The organism is Pseudomonas urethralis, from assembly GCF_021602465.1.
Lineage (GTDB): Bacteria > Pseudomonadota > Gammaproteobacteria > Pseudomonadales > Pseudomonadaceae > Aquipseudomonas > Aquipseudomonas vlassakiae.
Genome location: NZ_BQIJ01000019.1, coordinates 63,606 through 78,874, shown reverse-complemented (window position 1 = coordinate 78,874; position 15,269 = coordinate 63,606). Strand labels below are relative to the sequence as shown.

Sequence of the window (15,269 nt, the reverse complement as noted above, 5' to 3'; positions counted from 1 at the left end):
CTGACCGATCAGTCAGAAATAAATGGCAAAACGGCGCATTTTTTTCGGAACCATTCAAAAAACGGTCAAGTCCCAGCCAATAGCCATCACGCTAAAACCCTGCACTCCTGCCATGTGCATCGTTGAGCGCAAGCGCAGGCACTGTCAGGGATTGAGCGATGGACTGCTACGGACATCGTCGTAATCAGGAGTGATCCAATGGAACTGACCACCATCAAGACCCGCACCCCGAAACTCTCATCTACTCACGTGCGCGGATTGAAGCTGGCCGCGCTGGCCCTGGGCAGCAGCCTGGTCCTGGCCGGCTGTGCTGGCAACCCGCCTACCGAGCAGTACGCTGTCACCCAGTCCGCGGTCAATTCGGCCGTCAGTGCCGGTGGCACCGAGTTCGCCGCCGTGGAAATGAAATCGGCCCAGGACAAGTTCAAGCAAGCCGAAATCGCCATGCACGACAAAAAGTACGATGAGGCCAAGCGCCTGGCCGAGCAGGCCGAATGGGATGCCCGCGTCGCCGAGCGCAAGGCCCAGGCAGCCAAGGCCCAGAAGGCCGTGCAGGATGCCCGCCAGGGCGTTCAGGACGTACGTCAGGAAGGCCTGCGCAGCGCTGAATGAGCGCCGCCACGCCAACCCCAGCCTTCGCCACTGATCAAAGGATGAACACTATGCGCAACCACGTCATGATTCCCGCCCTGCTGGCACTGAGCGTCGGCCTTGCTGCCTGCTCCCACGACCCGAACCCCAACCTGGAGTCGGCTCGCACCAACTTCTCTGCACTGCAGAGTGACCCGCAGGCAAGCAAGGTCGCCGCGCTCGAGACCAAGGATGCCCAGGACTGGCTGAACAAGTCCGACAAGGCCTTCATGGACCGTGAAGACAGCCAGAAGGTCGACCAGCTCGCCTACCTGACCAACCAGCGGATCGAGGTGGCCAAGCAGACCATCGCCCTGCGCACCGCCGAGAACGAGCTGAAGAACGCCTCGGCCCAGCGCGCCCAGGCCAAGCTCGATGCCCGCGACGCACAGATCGCCAAGCTGCAGGAAAGCCTCAACGCCAAGCAGACCGACCGCGGCACTCTGGTGACCTTTGGTGATGTGCTGTTCGACTTCAACAAGGCCACCCTGAAGAGCAACGCCTACCCGAACATCACCAAGCTGGCTCAGTTCCTTCAGGAAAACCCGGAGCGCAAGGTGATCGTCGAGGGCTACACCGACAGCGTCGGCTCGGCCAGCTACAACCAGGGCCTGTCCGAACGCCGCGCCGCCAGCGTGCGCGCGGCACTGGTACGCGCAGGTGTCGACCCTGCGCGTATCGTCGCCCAGGGTTATGGCAAGGAATACCCGGTGGCGGACAACGGCAGCAACTCGGGCCGTGCGCAGAACCGTCGCGTGGAAGTGACCATTTCCAACGACAACCAGCCGGTGGCACCGCGTTCGGTGAGCCAGATCCAGCAGTAAGGCTGGCCGGCAGAAATGAGAAAGCCCCGTGATCAATGCGGGGCTTTTTCTTTGGGCGTTTTGTCTCATGCCTCTAGAGATGAGGTGGCCATGAGACCGAGCGCCGCGCGGGCGGTGCTCGATTTCGCAGGCGCCACAAAAATCACGTCGATCCCTTACTGCACCTGCTGCGGCGTTTCCTGCCCCATGCAGCGCACCGCACGCTTGCGGTTGTCCACCAGCACACCGGTCAGGCCTTTCTGCTCGGTATCGAACAGCACCAGCACGCCATCCACGCACTGGGCCACCTGGGGTGCCGGGTCCAGCGAGACCTTGTAATCCTCGCCAGGGATTGTCTTGAGCATGGTGAAGTCCTGCAACAGCAGTGCATCCTCAGGTTTGGCGAAATGCAGGTAGCCGTAGTACCAGAGGGCTCCCACCGTCACGATGATGCTGCCGACACCGGTCAGGATCAGCGGGATGGCGTTGCGTTCTTCACTCATTGGGTGTTCTTCTCGTCAGGATAGTTGGGTACTTCGGCAAGCCGCCGCAGGCCATTGAAATGGCTGGGGTCATCGAGGAAGCGCAGCATCACCTGGCGCCATACCGGGTCGGCGAAGGTCTGCACGTGGCCGCCACGGGTCAGTTGCAGCACCCGCGGCGCTGGCGTGTGCTGGTACAGGCGGATGCCGTTGTCCATCGGCACCAAGGTGTCGTCGATGCTGTGGAAGAACAGCTTTGGCGGGCTGCTTAGCTGCCCGATCGAACGGATTGCACTGTCGCCGTCCGGTACCAGCCAGGACAGCGGCACCTGCAGCGGCCAGGTCAGCCACGAGGTACTCAGGGCATAGCGACCGACCTCGCGGTAACTGGCCGGCACACCATCGAACACCAGGGCACTGAAACGCTGACGCTGCTCCGGGTGCTGTGCCAGGTAGTGGATCGCCATCGCCCCGCCGAGGCTCTGGCCGAGCAGTACCAGCGGCTTGCCGTCGACCTCGGGAGCCTGGGCCAGCCACGCCATAGCCGCATCGATGTCCTGGTAGACCGCTGGCAAGCTCGGCGAGCCCTCGGACAGCCCATAACCCCGGTAATCGATCATCAGTACCTGGTAGCCCTGCTCCGGTAGCCAGTAGCTGCCGCCAAGGTGCCCGGGCAGATTACCGCCGTTGCCGTGCAGATGCAGAACCGTGCCCTTGACCGCCACCCCCGCCTTGGCCGGCAGCCACCAACCGTGAAGGCGCAGGCCATCGGCGGTGGTCAGGCTGATGTCGCGGTACGCCAGCTTGGCCCGCTGCGGCGTGAACGGTTCGCCGGGTTCCGGGTAGAACAACAGGCTGCTGCAGCCGCACAGCCCCAGCAGGAGCATGCCCAGTGCCAGCAGGCGGCAGCGCTCAGAGAATGTTCGCGTAGTCGGCTTCAATACGATCCAGGCTCAAGTGATTGAGGAAGTTGGAGAAGCACATCCAAGCCGACAGCGCGTTGAGGTCGCGGAACTGCTCCGGCAAGTACTTGGGCGGCTCGACCAGCCCTTCCTCGACCAGCTGGCGCAGGGTGCGCATGTCTTCCAGGGTGGTCTTGCCACAGAACAGCAGCGGTATCTGCTCGAGCTTGCCCTTCTTCACGGCCAACTGAATGTAGTTGTAAACCATGATGAAGCCCTTGAGGTAGGACAAATCCTTGGTGAATGGCAGGCCATTGGGCACCGAACCCCGGAACACCCGGCTGGCGTTGCTGTAGCTCTGTCCCATCTCGAAGCCCTGCTCGCGGAAGAACCCGAACACTTGCAGGAAGTCGGCGCCCTCTTCGACCATGTGGATGGCGCGGGTGCGGTTGGTCAGCTTGCGCAGGCGGCTGGGGTAGGAAGCGAAGGCAATCACCTCCATGAGGATGGCCAGGCCTTCCTGGGTCACCGTCGACGAGGGCGGGCCCTTGGCCAGGAAGGTGCAGATCGGCTGGTTCAAACCGTTGAGGGTGGTCCCCACGTGCACCAGGCCCTCATGCACCTCCAGCGCACGCACGTCACGGTTGTTGAACATGGCATCGGCGCGCACCTTGATGTAGTCGGCACCGGCTGCGGCATCGGCGACGATACCGTCCGACTCGAACACGCGGATGGTCTCCTCGGCCTCGCCGAACACCTTGTTCAGGCGGCGCTGGAGGATGTCCACGGCCTCCTTGGCAGTCAGGTTCTTCGGCTCGTCCTTGAGGTCGCCACGCCCGTCGATATTGTTCAGGTAGTCCGAAAGCATCAGCCCCAGGTCGGCCAGGGTCGGGTCACCGGCGTGGAAGGCGTCGGAGGCCGCGCCATACAGTTCCTGCGAGATCAGCCCGAAGTCTTCGGTACCGCGGGCTTCGAGCATGCGCACGACCATGCGGTATTCGCGGCACATGCGCTTCATGATCTGCCCGACCGGGTTGAACTGGCCCAGCTGGCGGATGATGTCGCGCTCGATGGCCTGGAACTCGGCCTTTACCGCGCTGGAGTCGAATGCCAGCGGGCGCGCCAGGTAGTACTCGCGGTCAACGGCGGGCGGCTCCTTGCCCTTGGCCTTGAGGAAGCCCTGGCGGATATTGTCGTCCCATTTCACGGCGTCCAGGACCCGGATCGGGGTCTGCGCCGCGACGATGCGGTCGGACAGCGCGCGGATGGTCTGCTGGTACTCGTCCACTGGGGACTCCTTTCTAGAACAAGATACCGGTACCGGCCTCTTCGCGGCTAAAGCCGCTGCCCCGCTGGGATACCACAGGCCCCGGGGCCTGGCGCTGTACCTGTGGGAGCGGCTTCAGCCGCGAAGAAGCCGACACGGTCATTTGCCGGAGCGCTGGAACCGCGCCACTTCGACGAACAGGTCGGAGTTGGCCGGGTCGTCGAGGTACGCCAGCACGCGTTGCGACGGGCTGTCGATCAGCACGCCCTGCTCGCTGTCTTGTGCAACCTGGGTGCTGCGCCCGCTCAGTTCCTTTTTCTCGACCGCCTGCTGCACTTGCTCGACGTCGAGGTTATAGACCACCAGTTCCGTGCCATCGATGATGTCGAAACCGCCAATCAGGAAGTTGCCGCCCAGGCGCTTGGGCACGCCAGCCGACAAGTACCAGCGGTTGCCGTGGCGCGAGACGGTGAAGGTGTATTCCTCCGGCGCCTTGCCTTTGGCCGTGGCCACCGCCTTGTACGCATCACCGCCGCTGCGGCTGATGGTCAGCTTCAGCGGCTCGCCCCAGGCATCCTTGCTGCTCCACTTGCCGAGCAAGGCCTTGGGTGCAGCCTGGTTGCTTGGCAGCGGCTCATGAAAGCTCACAAGGCAACCGCCCAGCAGGAGGAATGACAACGTCAACAACACCACACGCCAGGCTTTCATCAGGTTCTCCTTGAAAGTTCGGTCACTGCTCAGGCCGAGGCCAACACCAGGTGCAGGTAACGGGTAAGCATAGCGAGCATCTGCCCATCGGCTTGCGCATCGGCATCCTTGAGCAGGCCCTGATATTCCATCTGCTCGATAATCGCCGTCAACATTTGGGCGTCCTGTTCCGGTTGCTGCGAGCCGACCACCTGCAGCAGCTGGCGGGCGCCGTGCAGCAGGATCTGCTCGTGCGCACACACCAGTTCCGCCAGGCGCGGGCACAGCAAGGCCTCCTGGCGGAAGGCCTGCTCGGCCATCATGAAGTCGCGGCGGCTGAGCAGTTGACGCTGCACATAGTCGACGGTCATGCGGGCGATTTCATCAGCCAGCCGGGCCCGCGACTGCACACTGCCATCCCCCTGGGCGAGCAACTGGCGCAGCACCACCTCGGTGTTGGCCCAGAGCTTGGCCATGTAGGCGGCGCTGCGCTCGACATACTGGGCAAAGGTGTCGGTGAGCAGGTCTTCGATGTCCTTGAAGTAGTACGTGGTGGCCGATAGCGGCACTCCCGCCTCGGCGGCCACCGCACGGTGGCGCACGCCTCGCACGCCATCGCGCACGACGATGCGCATGGCGGCGTCGAGAATCAGCTGGCGGCGCTGTTCGCTGCCTTGACGGGCGGTCTTGCGACCCTGGTACTGCACGCTTTCGGCGACGGCGGTGGCGATGCCGGCGGCGCCTTGTTGGGCCATTGCGGGTGTCACAGTGGTTACCTCATGGTTCGAGTCATCTGCTGTCTGTACCGGCCCTATCGCGGCTGAAGCCGTTCCTGCAGGACCGCGGATACCTGCAGGAGCGGCTTCAGCCGCGATAGGGCCGGTACAGACAACATAAAGCTTCAGGCATGAAAAAGCCGCCCCGAAAGGCGGCTTGTTCAGTTCACTCAAGCCTGTGGGCGCATGTGCGGGAACAGGATCACGTCGCGAATCGACGGCGAGTTGGTCAGCAGCATCACCAGGCGGTCGATACCGATGCCTTCACCGGCAGTCGGTGGCATGCCGTACTCCAGGGCGCGAACGAAGTCGGCGTCGTAGTGCATGGCTTCATCGTCACCGGCGTCCTTTTCTGCCACCTGGGCCAGGAAGCGCTCGGCCTGGTCTTCGGCATCGTTGAGCTCGGAGTAGGCGTTGGCGATTTCGCGGCCGCCGATGAACAGCTCGAAGCGGTCGGTCACGGCCGGGTTGTCGTCATTGCGGCGGGCCAGTGGCGACACTTCGAACGGGTACTCGGTGATGAAGTGCGGCTGCTCCAGCTTGTGCTCGACCAGCTCTTCGAAAATCATCACCTGCAGCTTGCCCAGGCCTTCGTGGCCCAGCACCTTGGCGCCGGCCTTCTTGGCGATGTCGCGGGCACGGTCGACATCCTGCAGGTCGGCAGCGGTCAGCTCGGGGTTGTACTTGAGGATCGAGTCGAATACCGACAGGCGAGCAAACGGCTCGCCGAAGTGGAACACCTTGTCGCCGTATGGCACGTCGGTGGTGCCCAGCACCAGTTGCGCCAGCTCGCGGAACAGTTCCTCGGTGAGGTCCATGTTGTCGCGGTAGTCGGCGTAGGCCTGGTAGAACTCGAGCATGGTGAATTCAGGGTTGTGACGAGTCGAAACGCCTTCGTTACGGAAGTTGCGGTTGATCTCGAACACTTTCTCGAAGCCGCCAACCACCAGGCGCTTGAGGTACAGCTCCGGCGCGATACGCAGGAACATGGCCATGTCCAGGGCGTTGTGGTGGGTTTCGAACGGCTTGGCCGCTGCACCACCCGGGATGGTCTGCAGCATCGGCGTCTCGACTTCGAGGAAGTCGCGCTCGATGAGGAACTTGCGGATATGCGAGATCACCTGCGAACGCACCCGGAAGGTGTGGCGGGTTTCTTCGTTGACCATCAGGTCGACGTAACGCTGGCGATAGCGCTGCTCGGTGTCGGTCAGGCCGTGGTGCTTGTCCGGCAGCGGGCGCAGCGACTTGGTCAGCAGGCGCACCTGGGTCATCTCGACGTACAGGTCGCCCTTGCCGGAACGGGCCAGGGTGCCTTCGGCGCTGATGATGTCGCCCAGGTCCCAGGTCTTGACGGCGGCCAGGGTTTCTTCCGGCAGGGTCTTGCGGTTGACGTAGACCTGGATGCGGCCGGTCATGTCCTGGATGACCATGAACGAGCCACGGTTGAGCATGATGCGACCGGCAACCTTGACCGGGATCGCGGCTGCTTCCAGCTCTTCCTTGGTCTTGTCCGCGTACTGCTTCTGCAGGTCGTTGCAGTAGCTGTCGCGGCGGAAGTCGTTGGGGAAGGCATTGCCCTTGGCACGCTCGGCGGCAAGTTTTTCCTTGCGCAGGGCGATCAGGGCGTTTTCTTCCTGTTGCAGGTCTTGCGATTCGGTCTTCAGGTCGCTCATGTCGTCATTCTTTCCATCAGGTATTCGTTGCCCTTTCCGGGCAGGGCACGCGCTACCGGCAAGTGGCCAGGCAGCGCGGCGGTGGTGTACGGCTTACAGCCCCTGCTTGAGGCTCGCTTCCAGATACTGGTCGAGGTCGCCATCCAGGACCTTCTGGCAGTCGCTGCGCTCGACGCCGGTACGCAGGTCCTTGATGCGCGAGTCATCCAGCACGTAGGAGCGGATCTGGTGGCCCCAGCCGATGTCCGACTTGCTGTCTTCCAGCGCCTGCGAAGCGGCGTTGCGCTTTTGCATTTCCAGCTCGTACAACTTGGCCCGCAGCATTTTCATGGCGGTGTCCTTGTTGGCGTGCTGGGAACGTTCGTTCTGGCAAGCCACCACGGTGTTGGTCGGTACGTGGGTGATACGCACCGCCGAGTCAGTGGTGTTGACGTGCTGACCACCAGCACCGGAGGAGCGGTAGGTGTCGATGCGCAGGTCGGACGGGTTGATCTCGATCTCGACCTTGTCGTCGATCTCGGGGGACACGAACACCGCCGAGAACGAGGTATGGCGACGCGCGCCGGAGTCGAACGGGCTCTTGCGCACCAGGCGGTGCACGCCGATCTCGGTGCGCAGCCAGCCGAAGGCGTACTCGCCCTTGATGTGCACGGTGGCGCCCTTGATGCCGGCGACTTCACCTTCGGACAGCTCGATGATGGTGGCGTCGAAGCCACGCTTGTCGGCCCAGCGCAGGTACATGCGCAGCAGGATGTTGGCCCAGTCCTGCGCCTCGGTGCCGCCGGAGCCGGCCTGGATGTCCAGGTAGGCGTTGTTCATGTCCATCTCGCCGCTGAACATGCGACGGAACTCAAGCTGGGCGAGGGACTCTTCCAGGGCCTGCAGCTCGGTCTCGACGTCGCTGACGGCGCCTTCATCGCCTTCCTCGACAGCCATGTCGAGCAGGTCCTTGCAGTCGGCCAGGCCATTGGCCAACTTGTCCAGGGTCTCGACGACCTGCGCCAGCATGGCGCGCTCGCGGCCCAGCGCCTGGGCGTACTCGGGCTTGTTCCAGACGGCAGCGTCTTCCAGCTCGCGGTTGACTTCGATCAGGCGGTCATGCTTGTGATCGTAGTCAAAGATACCCCCGAATGGACAGGGAACGCTCGGTGAGGTCCTTGATGGTGTTCAGGATCGGTTGGATTTCCATGGGCGGCTGGCTCTCGTGCGAATTCGGTGAAAAGCCCGCTAGTATAACCCATCCAAAGAGCGGCGGCAGCCCGTTGGGCAGCCGCATCGGCGTCAGGCAATGCCGACCTGGTTGCGCCCGTTGTTCTTGGCCTGGTACAGCCCCTTGTCCGCCGCCGAAATCAGCTGCCGCCAATGGCTGCCAATGGCCGGTGTCTGGGTCGCCAGGCCGATGCTCACGGTCAGCAGCGAGTCTGCCGTCGGCACACTGTGCGCAATGTTCAGGCCAAGCACGGTCTGGCGCAGCTTTTCGGCGATCAGGCGTGCACCGCCCGGCGAGGTGTTGGGCAACACCAGGACGAACTCCTCGCCGCCGTAGCGCGCCGGCAGGTCGGTTGGCCGCGAGCAGGAGCCGCGAATGGCCTCGGCGACCTGGCGCAGCGCTTCGTCGCCGGCCAGGTGACCGAAGCTGTCGTTGAACACCTTGAAGTAATCGACATCGATCATCAGCAACGACAATTGCTGCTGCTCGCGCATGGCCCGGCGCCATTCCAGCTCCAGGTATTCGTCGAAGTGGCGGCGGTTGGACAGCCCGGTCAGGCCGTCGGAATTCATCAACCGCTGCAGCATCAGGTTGGTGTCGAGCAGCTGCTGCTGGCTGACCCGCAAGGCGCGGTAGGCCTCGTCGCGTTGCAGCAGGGTCAGGTAGGAGCGCGAGTGGTAGCGGATGCGCGCCACCAGCTCGATGTTGTCTGGCAGCTTGACCAGATAATCGTTGGCACCGGCGGCGAAGGCGGCGCTCTTGACCAGCGGGTCTTCCTTGGTCGACAGGACGATGATCGGGATGTCCCGGGTGGCCGGGTTGTTGCGGTACTCGCGCACCAGGGTCAGGCCGTCCAGGCCGGGCATGATCAGGTCCTGAAGGATCACCGTGGGCTTGATGCGCACGGCCTGGGCTACCGCCTGATGCGGGTCGGCGCAGAAGTGAAAATCGATGTTCTCTTCCACTGCCAGGCCACGACGCACCGCTTCACCGATCATCGCCTGGTCATCGACCAGCAGGACCATCGCCATGTTTTCATTGGGGGTCGTGAACCCTTCGATCGGTAGATCAGTCATTCGAATTCACCTGACCACGTCCGCTCACGCGGCGCGATTCTATACAAGTCGTCATTTTGCGAAGAGTTCCATCAAGCGCCCGGCGATGCGTTCCAATGGGCGGATTTCCACCGCGGCATCGATCGCCGCAGCGGCCTTGGGCATGCCGTACACCGCACTGCTGGACTGGTCCTGGGCAATCGTCAGAAAGCCCTGCTGGCGCATCAATTTCAGGCCCTGGGCGCCGTCACGCCCCATGCCGGTAAGCAGAACCCCCACCGCATCGCCGTTCCAATAGCGCGCCACGCTCTCGAAGAACACGTCGATCGAAGGCCGGTAGATTTCGTTGACGGGCTCGGCAGTGTAAGCCAGCTGGCCGCCCTGTAGCAGGCGGATATGGTGGTTGGTGCCGGCCAGCAGCACCTGCCCGGGCTGGGGCGGTTCGCCCTCGCGGGCCAGGCGCACGGGCAAGCCGCAGGCGCTGGCGAGCCATTCGGCCATGCCGGCAGCGAACACCTGGTCGACATGCTGGACCAGTACGATCGACGCCCCAAAACCGCGCGGCAGGCCTTTAAGCAGCACTTCGAGGGCGGCCGGGCCGCCTGCGGAAGAGCCAATCGCAACCAGGCCACTGCGCTGGGAAGCCTCACGCAGGGGGGCGGCGACCGACTTGCTCGCGCCGGGCCGCTGCTGGCCAATCAACCAGCCGATATTGAGGATCTTGCGCAGCAGCGGCGCCGCAGCCTCACGTGCGTCACCGGCTCCCAGTGCGGGGGTGTCGACCACATCCAGGGCGCCATGGCCCATGGCCTCGAACACCCGGTGCACGTTCTGCTTGCGGTCGACCGTGACAATGACGATGGCGCAAGGCGATTCGGCCATGATCCGCCGGGTCGCCTCGACGCCATCCATCACCGGCATGATCAGGTCCATGAGAATCAGGTCGGGAGTGTCCTCGGCGCATTTGCGCACGGCTTCAGCGCCATCGCTGGCCACCCAGATCACCTGGTGCGCCGGTTCGAAGGCCAGGGCCCGGCGCAACGCCTCTACCGCCATGGGCATATCGTTGACGATGGCGATCTTCATCCCTGAGCACCTCCGATCAGTTCCACCACGGCATCCAGCAACGCATCGTCATGGAAGCTGGCTTTTGCCAAATAGTAGTCGGCCCCCGCATCAAGGCCACGCCGGCGATCTTCTTCGCGGTCCTTGTACGACACCACCATGACCGGCAGTGACTGCAACCGTTGGTCGCGGCGCACCAAGGTGACCAGTTCGATGCCATCCATGCGCGGCATGTCGATATCGGTGATCAGCAGGTCGAAGTCTTCGCTGCGCAGCGCATTCCAGCCGTCCATGCCGTCCACCGCCACCGCGACGTCATAGCCACGGTTGCCCAGCAGCTTGCGCTGCAGCTCGCGCACGGTGAGCGAGTCGTCGACCACCAGGACGCGCTTGCGGCTGGCGCCTCGCGCCCCTTGCGCGCCGCGTTCGATGCGCTCCAGCCGGCCGGTGCTGAGCAGCTTCTCGACCGAGCGCAACAAGTCTTCGACATCGATGATCAGCACCACTGAGCCATCGTCCAGCAAGGCCCCGGCCGAGATGTCCTGGACCTTGCCCAGGCGCGCATCGAGCGGCATCACCACCAGCACCCGCTCACCGACCAGGCGCTCCACGGCTACCCCGTAAAGCTGCTCGCGCTCACGGATTACCACCACCCGCAGGCGGCTGGCCTCGCCCTGCCCTGCCGGCCGGTTGAGCAACTGGCTGGCAGCCACCAGGCCGATATGCCGGCCTTCGTGCCAGAAGTGCTGGCGGCCCTCGATCTGCACGATGTCTTCGGTTGCCACTTCAAGGGTGCGCTCGATATGCGCCAGCGGGAACGCATAAGCCTCGCCACCGACCTCCACCACCAGGCTGCGCACCACCGACAGGGTCAGCGGCACCTCCAGGTGGAAACGACAGCCCTGGCCGGGCAGCTGCGTCAGCTCGATCGAACCACGCAGGTCGCGGACCATGTGCTGCACCGCATCCAGGCCGACACCACGGCCAGACACTTCGGTGACCTTGTCGCGCAGACTGAAGCCCGGCAGGAACAGGAAGGTCAGCAGCTCGGCCTCGCTCATCTGCGCCACGGTGTCGGCCGGCGACAGGCCGCGCTCGACGATGTTGCGCCTGAGGCGCTCAAGGTCGATGCCCGCGCCATCATCGCTCAGTTCAAGGATCAGCAGCCCGGCTTGGTGCGAGGCGCGCAGGCGGATCGTACCTCCCTCCGGCTTGCCCGCCAGCAGGCGCCGCTCGGGCAGTTCTATGCCATGGTCGACGGCATTGCGCAGCAAATGGGTCAACGGCGCTTCGAGTTTTTCCAGCACATCACGATCGACCTGGGTTTTCTCGCCTTCGATCTGCAGATGCACCTGCTTGCCAAGCGAACGCCCGAGGTCGCGAACCATGCGGGTCTGGCCGGTGAGTACGTCGGCGAACGGGCGCATGCGACAGGCCAAGGCCGTGTCGTACAGCAACTGCGCTCGCTGGCCGGCCTGCCAGCCAAACTCGTCGAGGTCGGCGGCCTGCTGCTGCAGGATCTGCTGGGTTTCCAGCAACAGGCGCTGGGTCTGCGCCAGGGCATCCAGCACCTCGGGGCTCTGGCCACTGTCTTCAAGCTGCGTCTTCAAACCGTCGAGGGCACGCATGCCCTGGCCATGCATGCGTTTGAGGCGCTGCAAGGTGGCCAGGTAGGGCTTGAGGCGCTGGGTCTCGACCAATGACTTGCTGGACAGGTCGAGCAGGCTGTTCAGGCGGTCGGCGGTGACCCGCAAGACCCGCTCACCGCCCTCACCTGCGCGCTTGCCGGCCTTGCGCGGCACGGCGGGTTCGACTTCGGCCACGACGGCCGGCGCCATCGGCTCAGGCTCAGGCGGGAACGGCGGGGCCACGGCAAGCGCCGGTTCGAGCGCAGCCGCTGCCGGTACCGAGCCAGCGGGGTCGAGCAGGCCGGCCATCTGCACCAGGAACGCCGGCACCAATGCCTCGCCATTCGGATCGCCGGGGGTGGCGATGTGCATCAGCAAGTCGGTGCCGCGCAGCAGTGCATCGATGTGTTCGGCGCGCAGCAGCAGCCGGCCTTCCTGCGCCGCCACCAGGCAGTCTTCCATGACATGGGCGACGCTGACCCCGGCATCGATGCCGACGATACGCGCGGCGCCCTTCAACGAATGCGCCGCCCGCATGCAGGCTTCCAGCTGGTCGGCCTGGGTCGGGTTGTGTTCCAGTGCCATCAGCCCGGTACTGAGCACCTGAGTCTGTGCCTCGGCCTCCAGGCTGAACAGTTCGAGCAGCGATGCGTCGCGCATTTGCTCTGGGGTCATGACAGGCTCCGCTGCACGGCAGACAGTAAATGGTGATCGTCCAGCACCCGCACACTGCGCCCCCGCCACTGCAACACCGCAGCGGTAAACGGTGCGGCATCCCCGGTGTCCCCCTGCAAAGCGGCATCGAGGCGATGAATGCCGTCGATCTCGTCCACCGCCATCACCACCGGCCCGCCCGACGCTGCCAGGATCAGCATGCGCGGCATCGCCCGACCGCTGCGCGGCTGCTCGGACAAGCGCTCCACACCCAGCAGGTCGGCCAGTGACAGGCACGGCACCAACGCGCCGCGCACATTGGCGACCCCTTGCAGTACCCGCGAGCGTTGATGGGGCAACGAATGCACCGGTTGCAGGGGAGCGATCTCGGCCAGGCAGGCGGTGGCCAGGGCCAGCCACTCCTCGCCCAGGCGGAACAGCAGCAGCGAGCGCCCGGCCGAGGTTTCGACCGGGGCCGGCTCGTGCGCCAGGTCGGTTTCGATCAGCGCGTAGCGGTCGAGCAGGCGCGTGGCCGCCGCCGCATAGACTTCACAATTGCGACAATGGATATGCCGTTCCAGCAACGGGCAATCCTTGCTGCCGTGGACACCGATACGGTTCCAGCAGTCGTCGATGCGCTCATCGTCCTTGGCCAGCAGCTCGACCGCGTGTTCGGCTTTCATCGTTCAGACTCCCGGCCAGCACGTGCGGCACGTTCCTGCAAGCGGCGGGCACCGGCTTCGTCCCCTTGGGCAGCCAGCAGCGTGGCCAGGTGCAACAATGCCTCGGGATGCTGCGGCTCCAGGTACAGGGCCTTGCGGTAAAGGCTCAACGCCTGCTGCGCATCACCTTCGGTATCGCTCAGCAGCCCCAACCAGTAGTAGACCTGGGCTTTGGGGGCGAACAGCCGCAGGTAGCGCTGGCAACTGGCGCGGGCCTGGGCGCTGTCGCCGGCATTGGCCTGGCGCGCGATATTGGCCAGCAACTCGCTTTCGCTCTCGCGCGGTTCGGCTGCCTGGGCGGCCGGTGGCACCACGCGCAGGGGCCGCGCCGGTGGCACCGTCATCGGCCGCGGGCGGCTCGGTGCTGCCGCAGCTGGCAGCGGCCGTGGTGGCTGGGCGGGTGCAGCCGGCACATCGGCAGGCTGACGAACGTAGGCAAACGACTGGGCGATGCCCAGCGGGCGCATGCCCAACCGCGCCAGCAAGCTGCCTTCGGCAGGGCCGATGAACAGCACGCCCTGCGGCTGCGCCAGGCGCTTGAGCACTTCGAACACCCGCTGCTGGGTCGGGACATCGAAATAGATCAGCAGGTTGCGGCAGAACACGAAATCATACTGACCATAGCGGCCGGCCAGCGCTGGGTCGAGCACGTTGCCAACTTCCAGATTCACCTGCTGCAGTACTCGCTCATTCAGCTTGTGGCCGTCACCATCCTCACGGAAATGCCGCTCGCGAAACCCAAGTTCAGTGCCGCGGAACGAGTTACGCCCGTAGACGCCATGTATGCCTTTGGCCACCGAGATAGGGCTGATATCGATACCGTCGATGCGGAAATCGGCCGGGCTCATGCCCGCATCGAGCAAGGCCATGGCCAGCGAATACGGCTCCTCGCCGGTGGAGCAAGGCAGGCTGAGCAGGCGCAAGGGACGCTCGCCGGCCAACTCGGCCAGGCGCTTCTGGGCCAGCCCGACCAGCGCGGTGAACGAGTCCGGATAACGGAAGAACCAGGTTTCCGGGACGATCACCGCCTCGATCAGCGCCAGCTGCTCATCCGGCGATTGCTGCAGGCGAACCCAGTAGTCGTCCAGATCGGCGGCATTCAGGGCGACGCAACGCTGGCGCAGGGCCCGCTCCACCATCGGCACACCAACCGACTCGACATCCAGGCCGATACGTTCCTGCAGGAAGCGGAAGAAACGTTGCTCGCTCATGGCGTCACCTGTTGTGGCGCTTGCGGGAACAACAGTTCGCGCACGCGCTCTGTCAGCAGGTCATCGACTTCTATCCGTTGCAGCAAGCCTTGGGCGTCCTGGCGGACCGGGCCCAAATAGCGCGCTTCGCCGTTGTCCAGGCCATAGGGCTGGAACTCGTCCGGCATGCAGCGCAGGGTTTCGGTCGCTTGTTCAAGGATCAGTCCCAGCACCTGGTCGCCACGGTAGCGCACCAGCACCAGGCGCGTGCTGGTGCGCTCGGCTGCCGGCTGGCCAAAGCTCAGCGCGCCGAGGTCGACCACCGGCACCAGGACACCGCGATGCGCCAGGATGCCAGCCACCCAGGCCGGCGCCTGGGCAATCGGCTTGAGCGGCCGTCGGGGCAGCACCTCGATCACATCGCGCACATCCAGGGCAAAGCGCTGCTGGTTGAGGCAAAACTGCAGATACAGGCTGCCCTTGGCGCTGGCCGCCGCTGCCGGGGAGGAATGCAAACCGGTCATG

General features: G+C 64.5%; 15 protein-coding genes. 2 read left to right on the top strand and 13 right to left on the bottom strand.

The window, feature by feature from the left end; genetic code table 11:
* Positions 1–198: 198 nt before the first annotated feature.
* Entirely contained in the window at positions 199–612 is a 414-nt protein-coding gene (locus tag L6D64_RS23920; RefSeq protein WP_176509729.1) for a DUF4398 domain-containing protein, read from the top strand.
* Positions 613–662: 50 nt separating this feature from the next.
* Positions 663–1,454 (top strand): lipotoxin F family OmpA-related lipoprotein LptF, encoded by a 792-nt coding sequence (gene lptF, locus L6D64_RS23915; protein ID WP_176509730.1) that lies wholly within the window; start codon positions 663–665, stop codon positions 1,452–1,454.
* Between the two features lie 155 nt (positions 1,455–1,609).
* Here lptF and L6D64_RS23910 read toward each other — a convergent pair whose 3' ends face one another.
* The 13 genes from L6D64_RS23910 to L6D64_RS23850 form a co-directional block, all read right to left on the bottom strand.
* Positions 1,610–1,936 carry a PA3694 family proteiin gene (locus L6D64_RS23910; protein WP_110639385.1) on the bottom strand — a complete coding sequence of 109 codons (327 nt, stop codon included), beginning with the start codon at positions 1,934–1,936 and terminating at the stop codon, positions 1,610–1,612.
* Entirely contained in the window at positions 1,933–2,856 is a 924-nt protein-coding gene (locus L6D64_RS23905; protein ID WP_176509731.1) for an alpha/beta hydrolase, read from the bottom strand. The genes L6D64_RS23910 and L6D64_RS23905 overlap by 4 nt, the downstream gene beginning before the upstream one ends.
* Positions 2,828–4,105: a flavohemoglobin expression-modulating QEGLA motif protein gene (locus L6D64_RS23900; RefSeq protein WP_176509732.1), complete on the bottom strand. Its 1,278-nt coding sequence runs from the start codon at positions 4,103–4,105 to the stop codon at positions 2,828–2,830. The genes L6D64_RS23905 and L6D64_RS23900 overlap by 29 nt, the downstream gene beginning before the upstream one ends.
* Positions 4,106–4,243: 138 nt before the next feature.
* Complete coding sequence (locus L6D64_RS23895) at positions 4,244–4,792, bottom strand: hypothetical protein (protein ID WP_176509733.1); 549 nt, start codon at positions 4,790–4,792, stop codon at positions 4,244–4,246.
* A 29-nt stretch (positions 4,793–4,821) separates the two neighbouring features.
* Entirely contained in the window at positions 4,822–5,526 is a 705-nt protein-coding gene (locus L6D64_RS23890) for a TetR/AcrR family transcriptional regulator (protein ID WP_176509734.1), read from the bottom strand.
* 191 nt (positions 5,527–5,717) lie between these two features.
* Positions 5,718–7,220, bottom strand: coding sequence for a lysine--tRNA ligase (gene lysS / locus L6D64_RS23885; RefSeq protein ID WP_176509735.1), 1,503 nt, complete (start codon positions 7,218–7,220; stop codon positions 5,718–5,720).
* A 93-nt stretch (positions 7,221–7,313) separates the two neighbouring features.
* A protein-coding gene (prfB, locus tag L6D64_RS23880; RefSeq protein ID WP_099815345.1) for a peptide chain release factor 2 occupies positions 7,314–8,409 on the bottom strand; the annotation gives its coding sequence in 2 pieces (ribosomal slippage) (positions 7,314–8,336 and positions 8,338–8,409; 1,095 coding nt in all).
* A gap of 92 nt (positions 8,410–8,501) precedes the next feature.
* Positions 8,502–9,506 (bottom strand): response regulator, encoded by a 1,005-nt coding sequence (locus L6D64_RS23875; protein WP_176509736.1) that lies wholly within the window; start codon positions 9,504–9,506, stop codon positions 8,502–8,504.
* Between the two features lie 51 nt (positions 9,507–9,557).
* Complete coding sequence (gene cheB / locus L6D64_RS23870) at positions 9,558–10,571, bottom strand: chemotaxis response regulator protein-glutamate methylesterase (protein ID WP_176509737.1); 1,014 nt, start codon at positions 10,569–10,571, stop codon at positions 9,558–9,560.
* Positions 10,568–12,853 carry a hybrid sensor histidine kinase/response regulator gene (locus tag L6D64_RS23865; protein WP_176509738.1) on the bottom strand — a complete coding sequence of 762 codons (2,286 nt, stop codon included), beginning with the start codon at positions 12,851–12,853 and terminating at the stop codon, positions 10,568–10,570. The genes cheB and L6D64_RS23865 overlap by 4 nt, the downstream gene beginning before the upstream one ends.
* Positions 12,850–13,515 (bottom strand): chemotaxis protein CheW, encoded by a 666-nt coding sequence (locus L6D64_RS23860; RefSeq protein WP_176509739.1) that lies wholly within the window; start codon positions 13,513–13,515, stop codon positions 12,850–12,852. The genes L6D64_RS23865 and L6D64_RS23860 overlap by 4 nt, the downstream gene beginning before the upstream one ends.
* Positions 13,512–14,765, bottom strand: coding sequence for a CheR family methyltransferase (locus tag L6D64_RS23855; protein ID WP_176509740.1), 1,254 nt, complete (start codon positions 14,763–14,765; stop codon positions 13,512–13,514). Before L6D64_RS23855 ends, L6D64_RS23860 begins: the two co-directional genes overlap by 4 nt.
* Positions 14,762–15,268: a chemotaxis protein CheW gene (locus tag L6D64_RS23850; protein ID WP_176509741.1), complete on the bottom strand. Its 507-nt coding sequence runs from the start codon at positions 15,266–15,268 to the stop codon at positions 14,762–14,764. The genes L6D64_RS23855 and L6D64_RS23850 overlap by 4 nt, the downstream gene beginning before the upstream one ends.
* Position 15,269 lies beyond the last annotated feature (1 nt).

Coding starts and splice junctions, on each gene's coding strand:
- L6D64_RS23920 (WP_176509729.1), top strand. CDS start 199: ATGGAACTGACCACCATCAAGACCCGCACCCCGAAACTCTCATCTACT.
- lptF (WP_176509730.1), top strand. CDS start 663: ATGCGCAACCACGTCATGATTCCCGCCCTGCTGGCACTGAGCGTCGGC.
- L6D64_RS23910 (WP_110639385.1), bottom strand. CDS start 1,936: ATGAGTGAAGAACGCAACGCCATCCCGCTGATCCTGACCGGTGTCGGC.
- L6D64_RS23895 (WP_176509733.1), bottom strand. CDS start 4,792: ATGAAAGCCTGGCGTGTGGTGTTGTTGACGTTGTCATTCCTCCTGCTG.
- L6D64_RS23890 (WP_176509734.1), bottom strand. CDS start 5,526: ATGGCCCAACAAGGCGCCGCCGGCATCGCCACCGCCGTCGCCGAAAGC.
- lysS (WP_176509735.1), bottom strand. CDS start 7,220: ATGAGCGACCTGAAGACCGAATCGCAAGACCTGCAACAGGAAGAAAAC.
- L6D64_RS23875 (WP_176509736.1), bottom strand. CDS start 9,506: ATGACTGATCTACCGATCGAAGGGTTCACGACCCCCAATGAAAACATG.
- cheB (WP_176509737.1), bottom strand. CDS start 10,571: ATGAAGATCGCCATCGTCAACGATATGCCCATGGCGGTAGAGGCGTTG.
- L6D64_RS23865 (WP_176509738.1), bottom strand. CDS start 12,853: ATGACCCCAGAGCAAATGCGCGACGCATCGCTGCTCGAACTGTTCAGC.
- L6D64_RS23860 (WP_176509739.1), bottom strand. CDS start 13,515: ATGAAAGCCGAACACGCGGTCGAGCTGCTGGCCAAGGACGATGAGCGC.
- L6D64_RS23855 (WP_176509740.1), bottom strand. CDS start 14,765: ATGAGCGAGCAACGTTTCTTCCGCTTCCTGCAGGAACGTATCGGCCTG.
- L6D64_RS23850 (WP_176509741.1), bottom strand. CDS start 15,268: ATGACCGGTTTGCATTCCTCCCCGGCAGCGGCGGCCAGCGCCAAGGGC.